The organism is Pirellulales bacterium, from assembly GCA_019694435.1.
Taxonomy (GTDB): domain Bacteria; phylum Planctomycetota; class Planctomycetia; order Pirellulales; family JAEUIK01; genus JAIBBZ01.
On the sequence record JAIBBZ010000012.1, the window covers coordinates 1 to 23,306 of the forward strand.

16 protein-coding genes are annotated in these 23,306 nt (G+C 65.3%); 6 read left to right on the forward strand and 10 right to left on the reverse strand.

Going from position 1 to position 23,306, the window contains the following annotated elements; genetic code table 11:
• Positions 1–2,538, reverse strand: a 2,538-nt coding sequence (gene cphA / locus K1X74_11095) for a cyanophycin synthetase (GenBank protein ID MBX7166865.1), incomplete at its 3' end; no start/stop codon positions are given.
• Positions 2,539–3,090: 552 nt separating this feature from the next.
• Between cphA and K1X74_11100 the strand changes: the two genes are divergently transcribed.
• From K1X74_11100 to K1X74_11110, 3 genes are all read left to right on the forward strand, one after another.
• Positions 3,091–5,361 carry an ABC transporter ATP-binding protein/permease gene (locus K1X74_11100; protein MBX7166866.1) on the forward strand — a complete coding sequence of 757 codons (2,271 nt, stop codon included), beginning with the start codon at positions 3,091–3,093 and terminating at the stop codon, positions 5,359–5,361.
• The gene (locus tag K1X74_11105) at positions 5,358–5,855 is read left to right on the forward strand and encodes a DUF1854 domain-containing protein (GenBank protein MBX7166867.1); all 498 of its coding nucleotides are present in this window, start codon (positions 5,358–5,360) and stop codon (positions 5,853–5,855) included. The genes K1X74_11100 and K1X74_11105 overlap by 4 nt, the downstream gene beginning before the upstream one ends.
• A gap of 122 nt (positions 5,856–5,977) precedes the next feature.
• Positions 5,978–7,330 (forward strand): right-handed parallel beta-helix repeat-containing protein, encoded by a 1,353-nt coding sequence (locus K1X74_11110; GenBank protein ID MBX7166868.1) that lies wholly within the window; start codon positions 5,978–5,980, stop codon positions 7,328–7,330.
• Here K1X74_11110 and K1X74_11115 read toward each other — a convergent pair.
• Entirely contained in the window at positions 7,327–8,166 is an 840-nt protein-coding gene (locus tag K1X74_11115; GenBank protein ID MBX7166869.1) for a transporter, read from the reverse strand. The genes K1X74_11110 and K1X74_11115 overlap by 4 nt on opposite strands.
• Positions 8,167–8,428: 262 nt before the next feature.
• Here K1X74_11115 and pyrF point away from each other — a divergent pair, with 262 nt between their 5' ends.
• Positions 8,429–9,349, forward strand: a complete 921-nt coding sequence (pyrF, locus tag K1X74_11120; protein ID MBX7166870.1) for an orotidine-5'-phosphate decarboxylase — start codon at positions 8,429–8,431, stop codon at positions 9,347–9,349.
• 8 nt (positions 9,350–9,357) lie between these two features.
• Here the strand turns inward: pyrF and ndk are convergent, their stop codons facing one another.
• Positions 9,358–9,819 carry a nucleoside-diphosphate kinase gene (gene ndk, locus K1X74_11125; GenBank protein ID MBX7166871.1) on the reverse strand — a complete coding sequence of 154 codons (462 nt, stop codon included), beginning with the start codon at positions 9,817–9,819 and terminating at the stop codon, positions 9,358–9,360.
• A gap of 243 nt (positions 9,820–10,062) precedes the next feature.
• Here ndk and K1X74_11130 point away from each other — a divergent pair, with 243 nt between their 5' ends.
• Positions 10,063–11,250, forward strand: coding sequence for an SGNH/GDSL hydrolase family protein (locus K1X74_11130; GenBank protein MBX7166872.1), 1,188 nt, complete (start codon positions 10,063–10,065; stop codon positions 11,248–11,250).
• Here the strand turns inward: K1X74_11130 and K1X74_11135 are convergent.
• Positions 11,226–12,998 carry a hypothetical protein gene (locus K1X74_11135; protein MBX7166873.1) on the reverse strand — a complete coding sequence of 591 codons (1,773 nt, stop codon included), beginning with the start codon at positions 12,996–12,998 and terminating at the stop codon, positions 11,226–11,228. The two genes, K1X74_11130 and K1X74_11135, sit on opposite strands and share 25 nt — an antisense overlap.
• 124 nt (positions 12,999–13,122) lie before the next feature.
• Positions 13,123–13,530 (reverse strand): hypothetical protein, encoded by a 408-nt coding sequence (locus K1X74_11140; GenBank protein ID MBX7166874.1) that lies wholly within the window; start codon positions 13,528–13,530, stop codon positions 13,123–13,125.
• Between the two features lie 489 nt (positions 13,531–14,019).
• Here K1X74_11140 and K1X74_11145 point away from each other — a divergent pair, with 489 nt between their 5' ends.
• Positions 14,020–14,880 carry a DUF1207 domain-containing protein gene (locus tag K1X74_11145; protein ID MBX7166875.1) on the forward strand — a complete coding sequence of 287 codons (861 nt, stop codon included), beginning with the start codon at positions 14,020–14,022 and terminating at the stop codon, positions 14,878–14,880.
• Between the two features lie 18 nt (positions 14,881–14,898).
• Here the strand turns inward: K1X74_11145 and K1X74_11150 are convergent, their stop codons facing one another.
• From K1X74_11150 to K1X74_11170, 5 genes are all read right to left on the reverse strand, one after another.
• On the reverse strand, positions 14,899–16,071 hold the full coding sequence (locus K1X74_11150) for an acyl-CoA dehydrogenase family protein (GenBank protein ID MBX7166876.1): 1,173 nt from the start codon (positions 16,069–16,071) through the stop codon (positions 14,899–14,901).
• Positions 16,072–16,143: 72 nt separating this feature from the next.
• Positions 16,144–17,730 carry a long-chain fatty acid--CoA ligase gene (locus K1X74_11155; GenBank protein MBX7166877.1) on the reverse strand — a complete coding sequence of 529 codons (1,587 nt, stop codon included), beginning with the start codon at positions 17,728–17,730 and terminating at the stop codon, positions 16,144–16,146.
• Positions 17,731–17,873: 143 nt separating this feature from the next.
• A complete protein-coding gene (locus tag K1X74_11160; protein MBX7166878.1) occupies positions 17,874–19,301 on the reverse strand; it encodes a 2-oxo acid dehydrogenase subunit E2 in 1,428 nt (475 codons plus the stop codon).
• 80 nt (positions 19,302–19,381) lie between these two features.
• The gene (aceE, locus tag K1X74_11165; GenBank protein MBX7166879.1) at positions 19,382–22,078 is read right to left on the reverse strand and encodes a pyruvate dehydrogenase (acetyl-transferring), homodimeric type; all 2,697 of its coding nucleotides are present in this window, start codon (positions 22,076–22,078) and stop codon (positions 19,382–19,384) included.
• A 457-nt stretch (positions 22,079–22,535) separates the two neighbouring features.
• On the reverse strand, positions 22,536–23,177 hold the full coding sequence (locus K1X74_11170) for a hypothetical protein (GenBank protein ID MBX7166880.1): 642 nt from the start codon (positions 23,175–23,177) through the stop codon (positions 22,536–22,538).
• Positions 23,178–23,306: the final 129 nt, after the last annotated feature.

The window sequence follows — 23,306 nt, forward strand, 5'->3', positions numbered from 1 at the left end:
CAGCAACTCGCCCGGTTGGGCCATTTCCAACGCGCTTTCGACGGCCAGCAGCGACCCGCGCAGCTCGTAGGTCTCGGCCACGCGGCGACCGTCTCTCAATCCCTGGCGGAACAGCGCGATGATCTCGCCGCTGGCGCGGCCGCGCAGGTAGTGGTCCTCGTAGAGGATCACCCGGTCGAATTCGTCACCCAGCAGTCGTCCCTGGCGGATCATGTCTTCATCGCGTCGATCGCCGGCAGCCGAGTAGACGACGGTCCGCCGCTGATTCGGTAGATGCGCGATCGTCTCCACGAGCGCCTCGAGCGCAGAATAGTTGTGGCCGTAATCGACGATGATCGTCGCGTCGCCCACGCGCAGCATGTTGAACCGGCCGGGCAGCTGGGAGAAATCGTTGCCGAAGGTCGTCAGGCCCCGGCGAATCAGATCGAGCGACAGACCGGAACCCCAGGCCGCGCCCGCGGCCGCCAGGGCGTTGTCGACCATGAAGGCCACGCCGCCGCCGCGCGTGATGGGTACGTCGGCCACGCGGCATAGCGGCCAGATCTGCGCGCCCTGGGCCAGCACGATCTCGCCTTCACGCACGAACGTCGCGCGGCCGCCTCGTTCGCGATGCGCGGCCAGCGCCGCTTGCTGCTCGTCGCGGCAGAAGAAGATCGTTCCGCCGGGGCACTTCTCGCTCATCGGCGCGACATGCGGGTCAGCCGCGTTCAGGACCGCATAACCCTTAGGCGCTACGACGTCGACAATCGTCCGCTTGACCTTGGCAAGCTTTTCGAGCGAATCGACCCCATCGATCCCCAGGTGGTCGCCTTCCCCGATATTCGTCACCACGGCCACATCGCAACGATCGAAGCCGAGGCCCGCACGCAGAATTCCTCCGCGCGCCGTTTCGAACACGGCCGCATCGACCAGCGGGTTGGTCAGCACGTTGCGCGCGCTGAGCGGTCCGGCGCAATCGCCCGTGTCGATGCGTCGGTCGTTGAGGAAGATCCCATCGGTGCACGTCAACCCGACGGTCGGATGGACCTGCCGGAAGCAATGGGCGATCAATCGCGCAGTGGTCGTCTTGCCGTTGGTGCCGGTTACGGCCACGAGCGGAATACGTCCTTCGTCGCCGGGCGCAAACAGTAGGCGCACGATGGCCTCGCCGACGGGCCGGGGTTGTCCTTGCGAAGGATCGAGATGCATCCGCAATCCCGGCGCGGCGTTCACCTCGACGATCACGCCCCCCTGCTCTTCCAGCGGGCGGCTCACGTCGGTCGCCACGATATCGACGCCGGCAATGTCCAAACCAACGATGCGGGCCGCCTCGATCGCTCGAGCGGCAACCTCGGGATGCACCCAATCGGTCACATCGACGGCCGTACCGCCAGTGGACAGGTTGGCATTCCGACGGATCAACACGGTCCGCCCGGTTTCCGGCACGCTGTCGGCGTGCAAGCCTTGCGCATCGAGCACGTCGCGGGCCAGTTCGTCGAGATAGATCTTGCTCAGCGAGGTCGCATGGTCGTCGCCACGGCGCGGGTCGCAGTTGACGATCTCGACCAACTGGGCCACGGTGTGCACGCCGTCGCCGATCACTTTGGCGGGTTCGCGCCGCGCGGCGGCGATCAGCCGATCGCCCACGACCAGCATGCGATAATCGTCGCCCGGTGCATGCCGCTCGACGACGATCCGCGACCAGTTCTCGCTGGCGGCCTGGTAGGCCTTTTGCACTTGTTCAAGCGTGCGGAGGTTCGTGGCCACCCCGCGCCCTTGGCTGCCGTCTTTCGGTTTCACTACGACCGGCAAGCCGATGTCGCAGGCCGCGGTCCAGGCGTCGGCCGCGCTGGTCACCTGACGCCCATCCGGCACGGGAATGCCGCCGGCGCGCAGCAGCGATTTGGTCAATTCCTTGTCCTGAGCGATCGATTCGGCAATCGCACCGGTCCGATCGGTTTCGGCCGCCAGGATCCTGCGCTGACGTGCACCATAACCGAGTTGCACCAGGCTGCCGTCGTTCAGCCGGAAAAACGGCACGCCGCGGGCCTGCGCCGCGCGGACAATGCTGCGCGTGCTGGGGCCAAGACACACGCGCTGAGCCACGATCCGTAGCTTGGCGATCTCGTCCTGCACGTCGAAGGGGCGATCTTCGATCGCCGCCAGGCACAACCGCCGTCCGGTTTCGAGCGCAGCGCGCGCCAAATCCTCTTCTTCATACTCGATCGCGACCCGGTAGACGCCCTCTTCGTCGGTTTCGCGAGCACGCCCAAACCCCACTTCGGTGCCGGCCAGGGTCTGCAACTCGAGCGTGACATGCTCAAGGATATGGGCCTGATAGGTGCCGCGGCGAAGCCGTTCGAAAAAGCCTCCACGCTCGCCGACGCTGCAGCGATGCTCGATCATCGACGGCAACCAGCGCATCAACCGCTCGTTGAAGCCGGGCAGCTCATCCGAGGGCGAATCTTTCCAAGGGCCCAAATCGACGAGGGCCTCGAGCACCGGAAAATTGGCCCACACATTCGGCCCACGCAGAGCCCGAACGCGACGAAACTCCATATCCTGACTGCTCCTCGAGAAGTTGTGCCTACTCGCATGATTGCCGGCGCGATTGAATACCTTAGAGGTATTGAGTGAGCGTTCAGCGAGCAGCGTTTTCGGCGGGCGTTAGCCTCGTGCCACCCCGGTTCTCCGTGCGAACACATCGTCACGTACGAACTGCACGTCAACCGGGTTCGAAGCTAAGTCAAATATTGCACTGCCCACCAATTCCTGCGGGAAAAATTAAGTGCGCTCAATGAAAGACATTTCATAGACAATGCAGATCGTCACGCGACCCGGCCCGGCTTCATCCAGGTCGCGCGAGGATGAACTACCGCAGCCTCAACAGCGGGAAAGCTGGCACATTCGGAGGCAACGGCAAGGATGGACCGCTGAAGTTGCCTTAATCCAAGTGCCACGAATAGCTAAACTGCGGAAACCTGACCGACTTGCCCGATAAACAGGACGATTGTTCCCGCAATCTCCCAAACCCGAGTCCCGGCGGGGACGTAGGGAAACTCTGCACCTGGTTGTCCGCCTGTTCTCGCTCCGCACGCAAAGCCGACGCCGTTGAACGACCGAACGCAAGCTCTTTCCGCTGTGCCCCCTAGCTGGGCCCATGCTCTGGCTGCCGCCCTTCAGGCAGGTGAGCGCGCCGTCGCCTGGTTCGAGCTGAACCTCGACGCAGAATTGCGATTCGGGCGCGGGCTGGTCGTGCTGACCAGCGAACGCTTGCTCGTCGGACGCGGCAATCCAGGCAGCCTTTCGGCCCGCTGGCAATCGTGGCCTCTGGCCGAAGTCGCATCGGTGCGCGCGGACGAAGTGGGGGGGCTCGGTTCGCTGTCGATCTTTGGCCAGGCGGCAAGGCTGGAGATCGTTCACTTCGTCCCTCCGGCCGACGCCCGGGCCTTCGCCGATCGCTTCAACGCCTACACCCAGGGGCTGCCCGTCGAGCCGCAGGTCGACGACGAACCCGAATTGATCGAAGCGACCGCAGAGACGCCGCATGCCGGTTTGGCCCTGTTACGGCTGGGCCGCTTCGCACGGAGCCGGTTCAAGCTGGTGCTGCTGGGCTTCGTGCTGACCCTGGCGACGACGGCGGCCGGTCTGATTCCGCCATACCTCACGATGCCGCTGCTCGACGAGGTGCTGATTCCCTATCAGAACGAGGCCGAGCAACTCCGTCGCAGCTCGGACCTCGACGCGCACCAGGTCGCCCAAGCGCTGACCGAACTGCAACGCCGCGAGTCGCCGCGGATGCGGCTGGTCGCGCTCTACCTGGCCGGTCTCGGCGGCGCCGCCACGGCTGCCTGGCTGCTGAGCTGGGCCCAGGGCGTCGTCATGGCGCGGGTCAGCGAACGGATCGGCATGGACCTCCGCAATCGCACCTACGAACACCTGCAAAAGCTCTCGCTCGATTTCTTCGGCCGCAAGCGCACCGGCGACTTGATCTCCCGAATCTCGAGCGACACCGATCGCATCTGCACGTTTCTCTCGGACAATCTCGTCGACTTCGCCACCGACTGCCTGATGATTGTCGGCACGTCAGCCATCCTGCTAGCGATCGATCCCGTACTGGCCGTGGCCACGCTCGTCCCGTTTCCGCTCATCGGCTGGCTGATCTACCGCGTGCGAGGTCGCCTGCAGAGCGGCTTCCGGCGCGGCGGGCGTGCCTTCGCCGAAATGACCAGCGTGCTGGCCGACACGATTCCCGGCATTCGCGTGGTGAAGGCCTTTGCCCAGGAGCGCCGCGAGATCGAGCGCTTTCGCCGGGCCAACCTGGCCGTGATCGAGGCCAACGATCGCGTCAACACCGTCTGGACGTTTTTCTGGCCGTTGGTGGTGATGCTCAACCAGCTGGGACTGCTCGTCGTGTGGGCGTTTGGCGCCGCACGCGTCTTCGATCACCAGATCACCGTCGGCGTGCTGACGGCGTTTCTCGCCTACATCGGACGCTTCTACACCAGGCTCGAATCGATGAGCCGGATGTTTTCTGCCACGCAACGGGCCGGCGCCTGCACGCAGCGCATCTTCGAGATCCTCGATCGCGTGCCGAATGTGCCCGACCCGGCGAACCCCGTGCCTACGGGCCGCCTGCGCGGCGAGATCGAGCTGCGCAACGTGGGATTCCGCTACGGCGCGCGATCGATCTTGCAAGGCGTCGATCTACACATCGCGCCCGGCGAGATGATCGGCCTCGTCGGCCCCAGCGGCGCGGGCAAGAGCACGCTGGTGAACCTGGTGTGCCGCTTCTATGACGTCGCCGAGGGGTCGATCCTGGTCGACGGCGTCGACATCCGCAACTTCGAGCTAGCCGACTATCGCCGGCACATCGGCATCGTGCTTCAGGACCCGTTCCTGTTCTATGGCACCGTGGCCGAGAACATCGCCTATGGCAAGCCCGATGCCACGCGCGACGAGATCGTCGCCGCGGCCCGCGCCGCCCGGGCTCACGACTTCATCCTCCGCTTGCCCGACGGCTACGATTCGCTCGTCGGCGAGCGCGGCCAGGCGCTGTCGGGCGGCGAGCGGCAACGCATTTCGATTGCCCGCGCGCTGCTGATCGATCCGCGCATCCTGATCCTCGACGAGGCCACTTCGTCGGTCGATACCGAAACCGAGCGCGAGATCCAGGAAGCACTCGACAATCTCATTCAGGGCCGCACGACGATCGCCATCGCCCACCGCTTGAGCACGCTGCGCCGCGCCGACCGGTTGATCGTTCTCGATCGCGGGCAGATCGTCGAGACCGGCCAACACCAGGAGCTGCTGCAGACCCCCGGCGTCTACGCCCGTCTGCACAAGGCCCAACTCGAAATGGCTGCCGAGGCCCTGCCTTGATTCGGACCAACATGAACGCCACGCCGCATGGCACCGATTTCCGCTTGCACGACGACCCCTGGGGCCGGCTCGTGTGGACCGCCGCCGATGGTCGCGAGGAAGTCGACGTCGAAGTGCTGCGGGCGTTCCCCATGACCGATCCGCAGCGCTGGATCGTCATCCGCAGCGCCGCGGGCAAGGAGCTGGCCTGTGTCGCGGAGCCCGATCGCCTGGTTCCGGAGACGCGCACGCGTCTGCTGGCCGCGCTCGCGCGCCGCGAGTTCTCGCCGAAGATCACTCGCGTCGCCCGCATTTCGACGATCACTTGCCCAGCCCAATGGGAAGTCGAGACCGATCATGGGCCAGTGAGCTTCACCGTCAAGCAGGACGACGACGTGCGGCGCCAGGGACAGCAAGGGCTGCTGATCGTCGACGCCCACGGCAACCGGTATCACATCGTCGATACCCGGCAGCTCGATGCCGACAGCCGCCACTGGATCGAGCAATACCTCTAGGCTGCGCGCCGGAGCTTTACTCCGCGCGGCGCGCAGCGTACCCTGCCTGCGTGCGGTCGCCTCTGCGCACCCGGCTGCGCACGACCGCCGGCTGACGCTTGGGCGCTCGAGGAATCTGACCGATGGCAAGACTTGATGCTGGCGCCCTGGGGCGGCGCTCGTTCTTACTCACCGGTGCCGCAGCAGCGCTGGCGTGGAGATCGACTCGATCGCGTGCCGACGATCCGCTTTCGGTCAACGGACCGCGGGCCACCTCGGGGGACGTGGTCGAGCCGCAATGGGACGAACGAGTTTCCGTCACCGTCGGCCGAGAAGGGGCCGACATCATCGGCAGCGATCACCGCGCGCTCCAGGCGGCGGTCGACTATGTCGCCGGCCTGGGCGGCGGTACCGTGCGCATTCTGCCCGGCACCTACGAGCTGCGCAACGCGGTCTACCTGCGGTCGCGCGTTCGCGTGGTGGGGAGCGGCGCCGAGTCGATCCTCACCAAGGCCCCATCGGTCGAGACGCGCCTGTCGGCCGACTCCGACTGGTACGATCAGGAGATCACCTTGGCCGATGCTGCCGGGTTTCGGTTGGGTGACGGCGTGTGCCTGAAAACTCGCAATCCCCACAACGGCGGCGTCGATGTCGTCAAGCGCACGCTCGTGGCTCGCAGCGGCAATCGCTTCAAGCTCGATCGCGCCTTGCGGCAGAACTTCTGGCAGCAAGGCGACACGACCGCCGCCACTTTGTATCCCTTGTTCAGCGGCGAGGAAATCACGGACTTCGCCATCGAGAGTCTCGTGCTCGACGGCAACAAGGCGAACAACCTGTTGCTCGATGGCAACTACGCCGGCTGCGTCTTCTTGCAGGATTGCAGCCGCGCCACGATCCACGCCGTCGAGGCGCGCAGCTACCACGGCGACGGGCTGAGCTGGCAAGTCTGCCACGATGTGACCGTCAAGGACTGTTACAGCCACGATCATGCGGGGCTGGGCCTGCATCCCGGCAGCGGCTCGCAGCGCCCCGTCATGGAAAACAATCGCCTGGAGCGCAACGACATCGGGCTGTTCTTCTGCTGGGGTGTGAAGTTCGGGGTGGCCCGGGCCAACGAGCTGCGCGGCAATCGCGTCGGCGTATCGATCGGCCATCGCGACACGGACAATCTCGTCGTCGACAACCTGATTGCCGACAGCCGCGAGACGGGCATCTTGTTCCGTCCCGAGCGCGGCCACGATTTTGCCCCGCACCGCAATCGCTTCGAGCGCAACCGCGTCGTCAACACCGGCGCCGACACCGCCGTGGCCGTCGACGTCCAGGGGCAAGTCGAGTCGATTCAGCTTGTCGAGAACACGCTGTCGGAAACCCGTGCCGCGATGTCGCGCGTGGGCATCCGCATCGGCGCAGAGGCCAAAGATATCGAACTCTCGGGCAACACGATCCAGGGCTTTGCCCACGATGTCCAGGACCTGCGCCCCGTCGCGGCCGGCTAACGCGCGCCAAATCGGATCACGCAGCCGGTGCCCGCAAAGAAATCGTCGGCAGCGTGATTGAGGCCCAGACCCACGCGCAGGTCGAACTGCAGGTTGTGGGTCGCGCGGAACACGAAACCGCCGTCGGCATACTGTTCCGGCAAGGCCGTGTCGGCAGCATGCGGCATGAACGCGAACCACTCGGTATAGGCCCCCAAGCGTTCGCCCAAGGTATAGTTGATCGTGACGGCCTGCGAGAACTCGACATAGTCGTTGCCCGTGTCCGAGTCGATCACGCGGTTTGCCTGCGTGCTCGCGCCGACGCCCAGCAGGTCGTTGATCTCCCAGCCGTATAGCGCATTGACGCCCGGCAGCGCCTCGTGGTTCGAGCGATCGTCGGCCCCGGTCGGCAACAACATCTGCGGCACCAGGGCAAACTCGGGCAACCAGCCGTCCTGAGGCGTCAGCCCCAGCTTGACGCCTACGTAGAGATCGTCGGCCCCGTCGAGCGTCTGCCGCGCCGCGCTTTCCACGACCGCGTCGCTGCCAAAGTTTTGCCCGACGCGCAACTCCAGCCAGTCGGCCAGCACGCCTACGCGGAGCAAGAGTTCCGGCCAGCTATGGGCATTGAGATTGCTCCCGGGCTCATCGTCGTGGACATAGGTGTAGCCCGACTCGAGCTGCCAGCAGCCGCGCCCAACTGTGGTGCTCGCTTCCACGAAGTCCGGCCGGTCCGATGCCAGTGGCTCGTCCGCGCCGGGCGGTCCTCCCTCGGTGCCGTCGCCGCCGGGCCAATGCAAGAGCGTCTTGCGGTCCCAGATCGTGCCTTCGCGCCAACGGCACCAGCGAATCGACAATGGCTCCCCCGCCGGCTCGATGGCTTGGACGACCCGTGGTGTCCCGATAAAACAGGCGCCTAGCAACGCGATCAGCCAAGATCGGCGAATTGTGCCGCACTTCCGCGCCATTGTCAGGGAAACCACTAATCTCATGTTTGTAGCTTCGGTTTTGATAGACCAAAAACTCGAAGGTAATCCCATACAAAGCCGCGCGCTAGCAGTCGCGCCATGGTCTCGTGGCGAGTAGCGAGCTTTGCCGGACGAAACAGACGAGGTCTCCATGGAAAACTTCAGCGACCGGCTCGCCGCAGCCATCCACCGCACGGCCAGCCCCGTGTGCGTGGGTCTCGATCCCCGAGCCGAGCAGCTCCCAGCGGGGCTGCTTCGTCGGCCTCCTTCGCAAGCGTCACCCGCCGAGAAGGCCGAGGCATACGCAGCATTCTGCCGCGAAGTCATCGACGCCGTTGCCGGGCAGGTGCCGGTGGTCAAACCCCAGTCGGCGTTTTTCGAGCAGCTCGGCAGCGTCGGCCTGCAAGCGTTGGCCCAAACCATCGCGCATGCCCGAGGGCGCAACCTGCTGGTGGTCCTCGACGCCAAGCGCAACGACATCGGTACAACCGCCGAGGCCTATGCGCAAGGTTTGCTCGGCGACGGCAGCTCGAGCGACCTGGCGGCCGACGCGCTGACGGTCAGTCCCTACCTGGGCCACGACAGCTTGTTGCCGTTTGTCGAGGTCGCACGGGCGCAAGGCTGCGGGTTGTTCGTGCTGGCCAAGACTTCGAATCCCGGCGGCGCCCAGTTTCAAGACCTGGAAGCGCAAGGTCAGCCGCTCTACCGCCACGTCGCCGCGTACATCGAATCGCTGGCGGCGGCCGAGCCGGCCCAATGCGGCTATGGAATTGTCGGCGCGGTTGCCGGGGCGACTTATCCCGAGCAGCTCGCCGAACTGCGCGCGGCAATGCCGCATACCTGGCTGTTGGTTCCCGGCTATGGTGCGCAGGGCGGTACGGCCGCCGACGTCGCCGTCGCGTTCGGCGCTCGCGGCCTGGGGGCGATCGTCAACAACTCGCGAGGGCTGATCTTTGCGGCCAGCCGCGAGCCGTACCGCTCGCGTTTTGGCGCGGCCCGCTGGCAGGACGCGGTTGCCGCCGCGACGCGCGACATGGCCGACGAGCTGCGTGCTCACGCCCAATTCGGCTGAACCGGCGATCAGCTTTCGTCCGGGGCCCGCAGCCAACTGGTAATCGCGGGCGAGTAGCCACAGATTTCGTCGCTCTTGAAATACAGGGCAATCTCACGCGCGGCCGCTTCGGGGCCGTCGGAGGCGTGCACCAGGTTCATCTGTCGGCTGCTGCTGAAGTCGCCGCGGATGGTACCGGCCGCGGCCTTCAGGCCGCTGGTGGCACCCAGCATGTCGCGGACCACGCGAATCGCTTCGAGCCCTTCGAGTACGGCGACCACCACCGGCGAGGCCGTGATAAAGCTCTCCAGCGCCGGGTAAAACGGCTTGCTCACATGCTCGGCATAATGCTGCCGCGCCAGGTCCGTGCTGACGCGCATCATCTTCATGGCGATCGGGTTGAGCCCCTTGTCCTCGAAGCGGGCCAGAATGCGGCCCACCAGGCGACGCTGCACGCAATCGGGCTTGAAAATGATCAGGGTGCGTTCCATGGCCTTGCAAGACTCCTTCAGCTGTGCCGGGCCGGTTTCCTCGGGAAACCGGCCCGGCGCGTTGAGATCGACGAATGTTTCGGCAACTTGGCGAAAGCGGGAGTGTAGCCCAAGCCGCCCCGGGCCCTCAAGCGGCCCGCTAGCACGTCCCGCAGCGCGATCGAACCGGCATGGACCGTCGAGCCGATAGTCGCCATCATGCCTCGGCGCATCGAGCCATATTCGCCGCGAGGGGATCGAGCCATGGATGGCACGCAGGACCTGTCTAGAGTTCGCAGCCAGGGCCGTCGCCGGCCGCCTGTATGGGTTGCCAAGCTGACCCTATTGTGCGGCTCCGTCGCCTTGACCCTGGGTGGCTTCGAGGTGGCCCTGCGCGTGCTGGGCTATCAGCCGATGACGGCCACGGCCCTGACCTCGTTCTTTCAGTACAGCGATCAAACGGGTTGGATCGGCCGCCCCGGCGCCGACTGCCGATTTGCCACGACGAGCTTCGACGCACACATCACGCACGGTCGCGACGGCTTCCGGAGCTGCGCCGCGAACCACACGGACCTCCGCGACGACGCGGAACCAATCTGGTGCGTCGGCGATTCGTTCGTCTGGGGGTGGGGCATCGACGATGGTCACACGTTTGTCGACCTGCTCAACGCGGCGGCAGCGCAGGCATCGACGCCGTCGCGCCACGTGTATCGCAACCTGGGCATCTCCGGTTTTGCGACCGTCCAGGAATTCGTCTTGCTCGAACAGCTCTTGGCCCGCGACCGCCTGCCGCGCGAGGTGTGGTTGATCTACAGCTCGAACGATCTCTACGAAAACCTCGACACCCAGGACCAGGACCCGCCGCGGCCTTATTTCGTCTCGGCCGAATCCGGCTTCGCGGTTCAGAACCGTCCCGTTCCGCCGACCTCGGGCTGGCGCTTCAAGCCGTGGCTGAAACGCAACTCGTTGGCCTACAACTTCCTGCACTTCTATCTGACCAGCGCCCGCAAGTCGCTCAAGAATCTGCGCGAGACGGGCGAGTTGGTCGTGCCGCCCGATCCGCCGGCCGAACAATGGCAGGCTCTGGCCCAAGGCTATGGCATGATTCAGGAGCTCTGTCGTCGCCACGGCGTACAAATGCGTTTGATCTACATTCCCGGCCTGGCCGAGGTCGACGCCACGCAACCTTCGCAACTCGCCGAGCGGCAGCGGCGCGAACACGATCAGGCCTTGCAGGTCGCCGATGCCCTGCACTTGCCCGTGCTCGATCTGACCGATTCGTTCCGCTCGTTCTTCGAGCGGCGCGGCAGCGTGCCCTTGGCCTTCGCCCATGATGGCCATTTCAACCCGTTGGGGCACCAGGTAACCGCCGAAGCGATTCTCGAGACGCTCGGGCGACCGGCCGTGGCTCGCCGTGAGGCAACGCCTCAGGACGTGCCGGGCAAGCTGTAGGTTGGCGCATCGCGCCAGGGCCTGGACTGGCGGAATACCGCGGCCCGTCCGTCGAGCGTGCGCGCGAGCTCTTCCTGCCCTTGTTTGCGCGCCAGCCCGGCAGCCCGCTCGGCGACGGCGGCTGCTTCCGCGTACTGACCACATTCTGCCAGTGCGGCAGCTAGCGTGTCGAGCAGGGCCGGATCCTGATCGCGCGGCGGGACGGTGATCGCCCTGGCGAGTTGCAACGCCAACTGCCCGTTGCGCCATCTCGCGTCGGGATGCGTGGCCCGGATCCAGGCGACGTTGTTGGCGACGTTCGCATCGGGTTTACCCGCGAAGCTCTGATCGTAGTAGCTAAGCGCGGCTCCGATCTCGCCGTGCGCCGCATGCCAGGCGCCCAGGCCGCGCAACGCGACATAGCTCTGCGGCCTGATCGCCAGGTTGTGCGTCCAGAGCGTTCGGTCGTCGCGCCAATGCCCCACTTGTTGTGCACTCAACACGGCGAGCACCACGAGTATTGCGGCGGCGCTGCCGCGCACCGCCGGACGCGGCCACCGCGCGACGCACCAGCCTGCGGCCAGCGCCGGACCAACCAGCGCGAGATATGCATAGCGATCGGCAACCGTGGAGATGTCTTGAAAGTCGAACGGCACGAGACCGGACACGGGCAACAGCGTGAACAACATCGCCATGCTCGCGCCCCAGGCGATGCGCCAACCATTCGTGCCAGGGCGCTTGCCGAAACGCCACAGACCTAAGCCGAACAGCGCTACAAACGCCGCGCCGATCAACCAGAACGCCGGCAACCAGTTTTGCCCGGCCACCCAGATGGGCGAGTAACCGTAGTCCGCCACGAGGCCCACGGGGAGGAAGAGCTTGACCACGTAATGGCTCAAGGCATGTGCCGCCAGCGGCAACCGATCGACGAGCGGCGCGACATACTCGATATCTGCATTGGCCTGCTGCGACTTGGTGAGCCAGGTGAGCGCGACGACGACCGCCAGCCAGCCGGCCAAGGCGAGGAGCTGCGGGCGGCCGAGCCGGCGGCCAAAGCTCCACGTCAACAGCGCCGCGCTGATCGGCCACGAAGCGGCAATCGGCTTGGCCAGCATCGCGAACAAGAAACAGAGCGAGGCCACCACCAGCCAGCCAGACGTCCAAGACTGCCCTGGATCGCTCTCCAGACCGGGTTCACTCGGGGTCGAACGCACGAGCGCGGCCAGCGCAGCGAGGGCGAAGAACCCACAGAGCAGTCCCTTGAGTTCCGAGACCCAAACGACGCTTTCCACCGCGAGCGGGTGCCAGGCAAAGATGCCCGCAGCAAACAGCGCCGCCACGGCATTTTGGGCGAGCAACCGCCGGGCCAGCAGGAACACGACGCCCACATTCAGCAGGTGAACGAGCAGGTTCGCAGCGTGGAACACGGCGGGCGAGAGCTGCGTGCCGCCGGGCACGGTCGACCAAGGCCCTTGGCACAGCCAGGCAAGCCCCGCATAGGCCGTGTACGTCGCCGGAATGTAAAGGCCTGCATACGGCGCACGCCAATACGCCGCCCAGGTTGCCCACGACACGGGCCGCAGCCCAGGATTCTGGGTGACGTGTAAACCATCGTCCCAGGAAAGAAAGCCGAACGTCGTGGCCCGGCCGAACACGGCCAACACGCCCGCGCCGAGCAAGAGCAGTCCCAGCCAGGGCGGCAGCGACGTCAACGCGCGGGGCAACGGCCGAGTTGGAAGCCGCGACGTCTCGGGCGCCCGCTTGCTCATGAACCGCCTCACCCAGGGCCACACGCCGCCGTTATGGTAGCGCAGCGAGAGGTTTGGCGCAAGGGCGCGAACGGCAGCGGGCGCCGGCGCCGAACTCAGCCCCCGCGGGGCGTCAGCGCCGAGATTATTCCATCTCCGGCGCGTCCGACCCCGGCTCGGCCATCGGCTCTTCGATAATCTCCACACCCTCGACCGGCGTCGGCTCTTGCGAATAAGGCGTCGCCGGGTAGTGGTGGATCTCCGGCATGCAATTGATGCAGCCTTGGCCGAACCCATAGCCAGGGATCGTCGCCGACAGCACGCTCGACCTCTGCGGGATCGCTACGCCATAGGGCACTGGTGCCGGAAACGTCGTCGGGCAAAAAGTCCAGGGCCGCTTGGGATAGCAGGGACACCCGTTATAGGCGTGGTAGCCCGGGCCGTACCACCAACCCAGGTTCCGCAGGATGTTCTGCTCGATAGGGCCCGCCAGCGCGGCGCTGCACGACAACAACACGGCCAGAACAGTGCAGGCCAGTATTCGGCTCTTCATCCGTGCGGTCCTTCGAGAACGGGTGGCGTAAATCAACACCCTAAGCGCGGCGTCGTCCGTGCCGCCATCCCCATCATCGTGCAAGGGTGCATGCGTGAATGAATGGCCGTGCGCGCGGGCGTTAAAGATTACGCAGCACAATCAGTGGCCGGCGGCGCCGCGCCCCGCGCCAGCAGCGACACGACAGCACCCCGTGGGGCCGCAGATCTTCACTGGCCGGCAGGGTCGGCTCATGCAGCTCGAATTTGGCACCTCGAAGCACGCTCAGAGGTGAGCGGACACGCTCCACTTGTGCCGATAGTTCCTAATACCCGAGTCGTCGGGGTCGTAGGACCCTTGCACTCCATCACCTTGGCCAGCCACTGCATGTCCCTACGAGTTCCTACACGGCCACCTGGCGCGCGAGCCGTTGCGTGGGCCTTGCTGTTGCTCCTGGCGTGTAGTGCTCCGCTGCGAGCTCAGGGTCCGTTCGGTAGCGGCTATGCCGTCGTGACCGATCGCTTCGACGCTCCGGTGCTGCAGCCTGCTTCTCCTCCCGAGCCACAGCTCGCGCCGGCGACGCACTATTTCGAGCCGGCGGCCGCGGAAGAACCGTGGACCTCGCAGGTGCTTCCCGTGGGGCTGATCTACCGCTCGTATCTGGCCGGCACGAAAGAGCCGCGCCTGGCCGTGCAATGGTTCCATGAAAAAGATTACGGACCCTACTGGGACGTTACGCTGGGCGGCCGGGCGGGCTTGTGGCGGTATGGAACGACCGATCCGGCGCATCCCGAGGGAGTGCAGCTCGATATCGAGGGGGCCGCGTTTCCGCGGCTCGATCTGGACGAAGAACGCGACCTCGTCGCGGCCGACTTTCGTGGCGGCTTTCCGCTGACTTATGGCCGCGGCCCTTGGCAGTTCAAATTGGCCTACTATCATCTCAGCGCGCACCTGGGCGACGAATTCCTGCTCAAGAACCCCGGCTATACGCGGATCAACTACAGCCGCGATGTCGTCGTCTATGGCACGGCCTTTCGCCCCAACAACAACTGGCGGTTCTACGGCGAGGCCGGCTGGTCGTTTTACGAGGACGTGGCCGAGCAGTGGGAGTTCCAGTTCGGGGCCGAATACAGCCCCGGCCAGCCCAGCGGCCTGCGCGGTGCCCCGTTCATGGCGACGAACGTGCACTTGCACGAAGAGATCAACTACAGCGGCCGCTTCACCTTTCAGGCCGGCTGGCAGTGGCGCGGCGACGGGCCGGGCCACCTGCTCCGGCTCGGCCTGCACTATCTCAACGGCATGAGCCCTCAATACGAACTGCTCGGCCAGAACGAAGAGCAGATCGGCGCCGGGCTGTGGTTCGACTTCTAGACCTCGCCGGCCGCGAGCTCAAATCCGCAGCTGCTTGGCGATGATCTCGAGCATCACTTCGGTCGCACCGCCGCCGATGCGGTCGAGCCGGATGTCGCGGTAGGCACGCTCGACCAGATAGTCGGTGAAATATGCGTAGCCGCCGTGGAGCTGGAAGCAGTCGTCGATAATGCGGCAGGCCGCCTCCGAGGCGAACGCCTTGGCCGCGCAAACCTCTTTCAAGCTCGGCTGCCCGTTGATCACCCGCCAGGTCGTGGAATAGACCATCTGGCGCATCGCCTCGAGCTCCATGTACGACCGGGCCAGCCGCTGACGAGTGACCTGCATGTCGGACAGATGGCCGAAACCCATCGGGCGTTCCTGGCAGTACTTGATCGTCCGCTCGAGCGTGGACTGTGCCGCGCCGACACATCCGGCCGCGATCACCAGCCGCTCGTTCTCGAAGCACTGCATGATCTGGTAAAAGCCGCGATTCAACTCGCCGAGTACGTTTTCGGCGGGCACCACGCATTCGTCGAACGTCAGCAACCCCGTGTCGCTGGCGCGGCGGCCGAGCTTGTTCTTCATGTGCTCGACCGTAAAGCCCGGCGTTTCGCGAGGAACCAGCAGCATGCTGATCCCCTTGTGCCCGGCGTTGGGGTCGGTCTTGGCCGCGATGCAGAACACGTCGGCATTGACCGAGTTGGTGATGAAGATCTTCGACCCGGTCAGACGGAAATGATCTCCCTCGCGGCGGGCCGTCGTCGCCAGGCCCGCCACGTTGCTGCCGGCGCCCGGCTCGGTAATGCCCAGCGCCGCCACTTTGCGCCCCGCGACGAGGTCGGGCAACCAGCGTTGCTTCTGCTCATGGGTGCCGAACCGGACGATGTGCGGCATCGCGATCTCGGAATGCGCGCCGAAAGCCATGCCCAGGCCGCTGGTGTGCGCAAACGAGAACTCCTCGGCCAGCACGACCGCCATGCGGGCGTCGGCGCCGTAGCCGCCGTACTCTTCCGGCGTGTGGTGCCCGAAGAAACCCAGCTCGCCGCCCCGCAGGTACAGCGACTTGGGAATGATGCCGGCCTCTTCCCAGGCGTCGGCGTGCGGATTGACCTCGCGCTCGAGAAACTGCCGTACCGTCTTGCGCAGCAGCTCATGCTCTTCGGTGAACAGGAAATGCGATCCGACACTCGGCGAAGCAATCGTGGCCATAGACACCGTTGACGACTTGCAGCAGGAAACGAGGCAGGAAACAGCACGGACGACGCGGTCCCACGAACGGCCTTAGTTTATCATCCGCTCGTGCGACTCCCAGAACGGCTTGCGCAGCTCGCGTTTGAGGATCTTGCCGGCCCCGCTCTTGGGGAGCTCGGACGCGTGAAAATCGACTGACTTCGGGCATTTGTAGTTGGCAATCCGCGCGTGGCAATGCTCGAACAGCTCCTCGGCGGTCACCACGTGCCCCGTGCGGCATACGACGATGGCATGCACGGCCTCACCCCAGACCTCGTGGGGAATGCCGATCACGGCGGCCTCGAGCACCGCCGGATGGTCGTACAACGCCGCCTCGACCTCGGTCGAATACACGTTCTCGCCGCCGCTGACGATCATGTCCTTGGTCCGATCGACCAGGTACAGGTAGCCGTCGGGCTCCATATAGCCGGCATCGCCCGTGTGCATCCAGCCATTGCGCAAGGCCTGCGCGGTCGCATCGGGTTGCTTCCAGTAGCCCTGCATGACCATCGGTCCGCGCGCGCAGATCTCGCCGACCGTGCCGTAGGGTACCTCGCGGTCTTCGTCGTCGAGCACCTTGACCTCGGCGGTGAACAGGGGAAATCCCGCGCTCTTCAGATGGCGCTGCCGTTCGGGCGTGTCGAGATCGACGTGATCGGCCGGCGGCAGCATGGTCACCAGCGGCGACAATTCGGTCATGCCGTAGCCTTGGATGTAGTCGCACGGCAGCACCTGCAGCGCCTTTTGCAGCACGGCTAAGGGCATCGGCGACGCGCCGTACAACACGCAACGCAGGCTCGACAGATCGAACTCACTGAACCGCGGATGGTTGATCACCATGTTGAGCATGGTCGGAATCATCACGACGAGCGACACGCGATATTCCTGGATCGCCTGCATCAGCGCCACCGGCTCGTAGAACGGCAGAAACGAGTGGGTCGCACCGATCATCGTCAGGCCGAATGTCGAGGAAATGTCGGCCAGGTGAAACATCGGCGCGCAATGCAGGTAGATATCGCGAAAACTGCCGTGGTTGGCGAGCAGCCCGTTCTGGGCATTGGCCATCAGGTTGCCGTGGCTCAGCATGACGCCCTTGGCGCGGCCCGTTGTGCCGCCGGTGTAGAAAATGCCCGCCACGTCGTCGTCGCCGCGCAGCGCGTCGGCACAGGGCTCGCCCGCCTGGAGCGCCGCCTCGTAGGGTACGCAACCGGCCGGCGCGTCGTCGCCCGATTTCATCAACACGATGTGCTTGATCGCCGGCATGTTTCCCGCGAAGGCTGGCAGCATCGCGGCGAACGTCTCGTCGACGCACAGCACCTTGGCCTCGGATTCGTTGATCTGGTGGATCAACTCGGGCGGGGCCAGGCGAAAATTGAGCGGCACGACGACCCCACCGGCCCACATCGTGGCAAAGTACAGCTCGAAATAGCGGTAGCTGTTCAGCGCGAGAATCGCGACCTTGTCGTCGCAGCCGATCCCGCGCTCGCGCAGCGCACCGGCCAGCCGCGGCACGCGGTCGCCCAGCTCGCGCCAGGTCTTGCGCGTCGCCCCGTCGATCACGGCCAGCCGCTCGGGATAGACCAAGACTGCGCGGTTCAGCGTATGCGTGACCCGCAACGAGCGCGTAGCGTCGCCCATGCCGCCAACTCCAGGTTGGTGTGGATGCGATTGCCCCCTCTCGCCACTTCTCCCGGGCAGCGATTCTCCCAGACGCTGCGCCGGGGTCAAGAAAACCGCGCAATGGCCAGGCAGCCGCAGAGGATCGCCGACGCCGACCCCGGTCAGGTCGCCAGCAACAGCCGGCCGGGAGTTTGCAGATACTCGATCACTTCGTTGAGGAACCGTGCCGCGGCGGCCCCGTCGACCAGGCGATGATCGTATGACAGGCTCAGCGGCATCATCAGCCGCGGCTCGAACTTGTCGCCGATCCACTTGGGCAACATCCGCGAGCGGCCCACCAGCAGCACGGCCACCTCTGGATGGTTGATGATCGGCGTCGAATAGGTCCCGCCGACCGCCCCCAGGTTGCTGATCGTGAAGGTGCCGCCGCGCAGGTCCTCGATGGCGAACTGGGCGCTGCGGGCTTGCGCGGCCATGCCGGTCAGACCCTGGCCGATCTGCGGGATGCTCATCCGATCGGCATTGCGCATCACGGGCACGACCAGGCCCCGCTCGGTATCGACGGCCACGCCGACGTTGACGTAGTCCTTGTAAACGATTTCCTCGGCCTCCAGGTCGAGCGAGGCATTGAGCGTCGGGTGCTGACGCAGCGACTGCGCCACCGCCTTCAGCACGAAGGCCAGCATCGTCAATTTCACCGGACGGCCGTCGTGATCGGTCGCGCTCGTCTTGCGGATCTGTTCCAGCTCGGTGATATCGGCATCGTCAAAGTTCGTGACGTGCGGAATCGTGCTCGACGACCGGGCCATGTTCACCGCGATCGTCTTGCGGATCTTGCTCATCCGCTCGCGCCGGACCGCTCCATACGAGTCGGTGCCCGGCGTGCCCGCAGGCGCCGGGCGCGAGGCCGACTTGGCCGATTTCGCCGGGGCGGTCGCCGTGCCGCCGCCGGATGTCGCCGTGCTGACGGGCGCTGCATTGGCTCCCGAGCTGAACTGGCGAACGGCGGCGATGACGTCTTCGCGAGTGATTCGCCCGCCCGGGCCGCTTCCCGATACCCGCGCGAGATCGACGCCCAGTTCCCTCGCGAGGCGGCGCGTGGCGGGGCCCGCCGGTGCGGCCAGCCCGTCGTCCCCTTCGGCCTCGTCCGTCGCCGGGGAACTCGCAACGGGTTCCGGCGCGGGCGGCTTCGCGGGTGCGCGGCTGGGGCGTGACTCGGGGCCGTTGCGCTCGGCCTTCGGCGCCGCCTTAGCGGCCTTGGCCGGTTCGGGCTGTTCTTGGGCCTTGGCGGGCTGTTTTTCTTTCTGTGCCTTCGCCGGCTTGGATGGTGCCGCCGCCGCGCCGGCGCTACCTACCGCTTCGAGGGTCACGAGCAACCCGCCGACCGGCACGGATTGGCCCTTCGCCACGTGGATCGCCGTGATCTTGCCGGCATGCGAGCACGGCACCTCGACGACCGCCTTGTCGGTCTCTAATTCGACGATCGCCTGGTTGGCTGTAATCTCGTCGCCGACGTTGACGAGCACGTTGACCACGTCGCCCGACTCGATGTTTTCACCCAGATCGGGCAAACGGAATTCAATCGCCATGTCCCTTCCCTTGTCGGGCGCAGTCGCCCGGTGGCAACCGCAGCCCACTGTTGCTGTGCGCGGCGCACCGCCGCGTGTTGCTACGAAACGTAGGTCTGCGTAAACGGATCGGGCTGTTCCGGATCGATGCCAAATTCGCGGATCGCCCGCGCGACGTCGTCCGCGGGCACGCTGCCCGCCCGAGCGAGGCGATCGAGCGCCGCCACGACGATGGCAGCGGCATCGACCTCGAAGAACCGCCGCAAGACCTCGCGCGATTCGCTCCGACCGAAGCCGTCGGTGCCCAAGACGGTCAGGCCGCCGGGGACCCAGGGGTCGATGATCTGCGGCAAGGCGCACACATAGTCGCTGGCGGCGACAAACGGGCCGGCCTCACCGGCCAGCGACTGTTCGAGGAACGACTGCCGCTTGGGCTCGAGCGGGTGGAGCATGTTCCAGCGATCGACGGCCTGCGCGTCGCGCCACAGCTCGCGATAGCTCGTCACACTCCAGACCTTGCTGGAGACGCCGAACTTTTCGGCCAAGATGCGCTGCGCCGCGAGCGTCTCGCGGAAGATGGCCCCCGAGCCGAACAATTGCACATGCGGGCGGCCGTGGCCGGCGTCGGCGGTCGACACCGGGTAGATGCCGCGGACGATGCCTTCCTCGGTGCCGGGGGGCAGCGGCGGCTGCACGTAGTTCTCGTTCATGACGGTGATGTAGTAGATGGCATCGTCGCCTTCCTTGTACATCCGCCGCATGCCGTCGAGGATGATCGTCGTGCACTCGTAGGCATAGGCCGGGTCGTACGCGCGCACGTGTGGAAACGCCAGCGCGATCAGGTGGCTGTGGCCGTCCTGGTGCTGCAGTCCTTCGCCGGCGAGCGTCGTGCGCCCGGCGGTGGCCCCCAGCAGAAAACCCTTGCAGCGAGAATCGCCGGCGGCCCAGATCAAGTCGCCGATCCGCTGGAAGCCGAACATCGAATAGAAGATGAAGAACGGAATCATCGGGATGCCGTGCGTCGTGTACGACGTTCCGGCCGCCACGAACGAGGCCATCGACCCGGCTTCGGTGATGCCTTCCTCGAGGATCTGACCGTCCTTCGCCTCGCGATAGTAGAGCACGTTGTCCGAATCGACCGGTTCGTAAAGCTGGCCTTTATGGGCATAGATCCCGCACTGCCGGAATAGCGCCTCCATGCCAAACGTGCGCGATTCGTCCGGCACGATCGGCACGACGTTGCGGCCGATGTGCTTGTCGCGGAGCAGCTTGCCGAAGAACCGCACGAAGGCCATCGTGGTCGACACCTCGCGCTCGCCGCTGCCTTCGAGAAACTCCTTGTAGTCGGTCGCCGTTGGCGTCTTGAGCGGCATCGCCTGCATCGGTCGACCGGGCACGTAACCGCCCAACTCTTGCCGGCGGGCATGCAGATACTTGATCTCGGCACTGTCGTCGGCCGGACGATAAAACGGCGCCTTGGCCACCTCTTCGTCCGAGATTGGAATCGCGAACCGGGTACGGAACTCGCGCAGCTCCTCTTCGTTGAGCTTCTTCTGTTGATGCGTAACGTTGCGGCCTTCGCCGGCTTCGCCGAGGCCGTAGCCCTTGATCGTCTTGGCCAGCACGACCGTCGGACGGCCCTGACAATCGACCGCTGCTTTGTAGGCGGCGTAGACTTTCTCCGGATCGTGGCCGCCGCGGCGCATTCGCTTGATCTTCTCGTCCGACAGCGGCGCCGCGAGTGCCTGCAGTTCCGGATCATTGCCGAAGAAGTGCTCGCGAATGTATTCACCCGAGCTGACGATGTACTTCTGGTACTCGCCGTCAACAATCTCGCCCATACGGCGGACCAGGGCGCCGGACTTGTCGCGCGCGAGCATGGGGTCCCAGTCGTCACCCCAGATCACCTTGACCACGTTCCAGCCCGCTCCGCGGAAAATGGCCTCGAGCTCCTGGATGATTTTGCCGTTGCCGCGCACGGGGCCGTCGAGCCGCTGCAGGTTGCAGTTGATCACGAAGATCAGGTTGTCGAGGTTTTCGCGGCTGGCCAGCGTGATGGCGCCGAGAGCTTCCGGCTCGTCGCATTCGCCGTCGCCCATGAATGCCCAAACGTGCGAGCGGCTGCAATCCTTGATGCCGCGGTCGGTCAGATACTTGTTGAACCGTGCCTGGTAGATGGCCATGATCGGCCCCAGGCCCATCGAGACCGTCGGAAACTCCCAAAAGTGCGGCATCAACCAAGGATGCGGGTACGACGATAACCCGCCGCCTTCGGCCATCTCGCGGCGGAAATTCTCGAGCTGCTTTTCGGTCAACCGCCCTTCGAGAAACGCCCGGGCATAGATACCCGGCGAGGCGTGCCCTTGGAAGAAGATCTGATCGCCCGAGTAGTCGTCGCTCTTGCCGCGGAAGAAATGATTGAAGCCGACTTCCAACAACGTGGCGGCCGACGCATAGGTCGAGATATGCCCGCCGATGCCGGGGCTCATCCGGTTGGCGCGCACGACCATGGCCATCGCGTTCCAACGAATGATGCTCTTGATGCGCCGCTCGAGTTCGCGGTTGCCGGGATAGATCGGCTGCTTGTCGGCGGGAATGGTATTGATGTAAGGCGTGTTGGCCGTGAACGGCAACTCAACGCCGCGCCGATGGGCGGCCTCGCTGAGTTGCTGGAGCAGGAAGCTGACCCGCTCGCGCCCCTTGCTCTCCAACACGTATTCGAGCGACTCGAGCCATTCGGCCGTTTCGGCCGGATCGTAGTCGCCGGGTACGGCCGATTCGAACTCGCTGACTGCCATGGTCAATCGTCTCCTTCGACCTGGGGCGGTTCGCCCCGCGAGGTGCAACGGCCGAGGCATCTCGGCGCGCCCTGAGGGCATTTTAGGAGGACGCTTGGACAGAACCGCGCAGCCCTGGTGCTGCCAGGAGTGAGGCCCCTGGCCAGGCATCGCGCGACAGGTCTTCGCATTCACCTAAGTCGGCAGTGGTGCCGACGTTCCGCCTGCAATCCGTCGCTCCCCCGGCGCTTGCGCCATACGCCGAACCACCGTCGCGAGTTTGAGCCGAACTCGAAGCGGCCGCACGGTTTTCGTCGCCCGGGAGCCAGGCGTATTATTCCCCGTGCTGGCACAACCGTAAAGGTCAGAGCGAAGGAAAGGTGCGGGCCGGTTTCTGCGCCGCTGGCCCGCAACGCTCGGAGGGGTGGTTTGGGTGGTTTGACGGTCAGCCCCGCAGGCTGCGGATGGCTGCATCGAGCTAGGGGGGCGACTGCCGATCGAATTCCGCCGCCGTCTCCTCGCTGATGAAGTAGATCGTCTGCCCACCGCGTTCGCGCTTGGCCCCCGCCGCGAACTTGGGAAAGCTCACCCTGGCAATCGGGTCGTCGACCATCTGATCTTTCAGATAGTGCTCGTTTTCATACAAGGAGAGATACGTGTGGACGAACTCGACGATACGATCGTCAAGCCACTGGCCGACGACCTCCGGACGGACTTCATCGAGCGGTAACGCCAACTCGGCGTGCCGCTCGAATTCCATCAAGATGGGCAGAATGTCCAAGTCGTAGGCCAGCACCATTTGCGTCACATCGCTGTTGGCCGCCGCGGAGAGTTGCAACTTGATCGTCGCCAGCGCCGATTGCACGTGCATCGACACCAGGCGATGGCCCGGCTCTACTTTCGGCGTCAATTCGAGCCGATCGCCGAACTCTTGCGCCAGCGTCTCGAGCCGCGAGCGCCAGACTTCGCGCAGATCCTCGAAGATTCGTTCCAGGCGCGCTTCGCGCTCTTTTCGAGCGTGCAGATTGTCGACCAGGCGCGACCGAAATTGTTTGAGCTTCGCTTCGCTTGCCGAGAACTCGCCGCGAATCCGCTCAATCAAGGGGCTGACTTCGACCATGGCTATCGTCTCCTGCATGGCACCTCGCGCGCGAACCGAGATGCAGGCGCGCAGCGGCGCTCGTATTCTCGACACGCGGGCGCGCGTTGACCAGCGGCCGCGGCCAGAATATCTCGCTGCGCCGCCGAA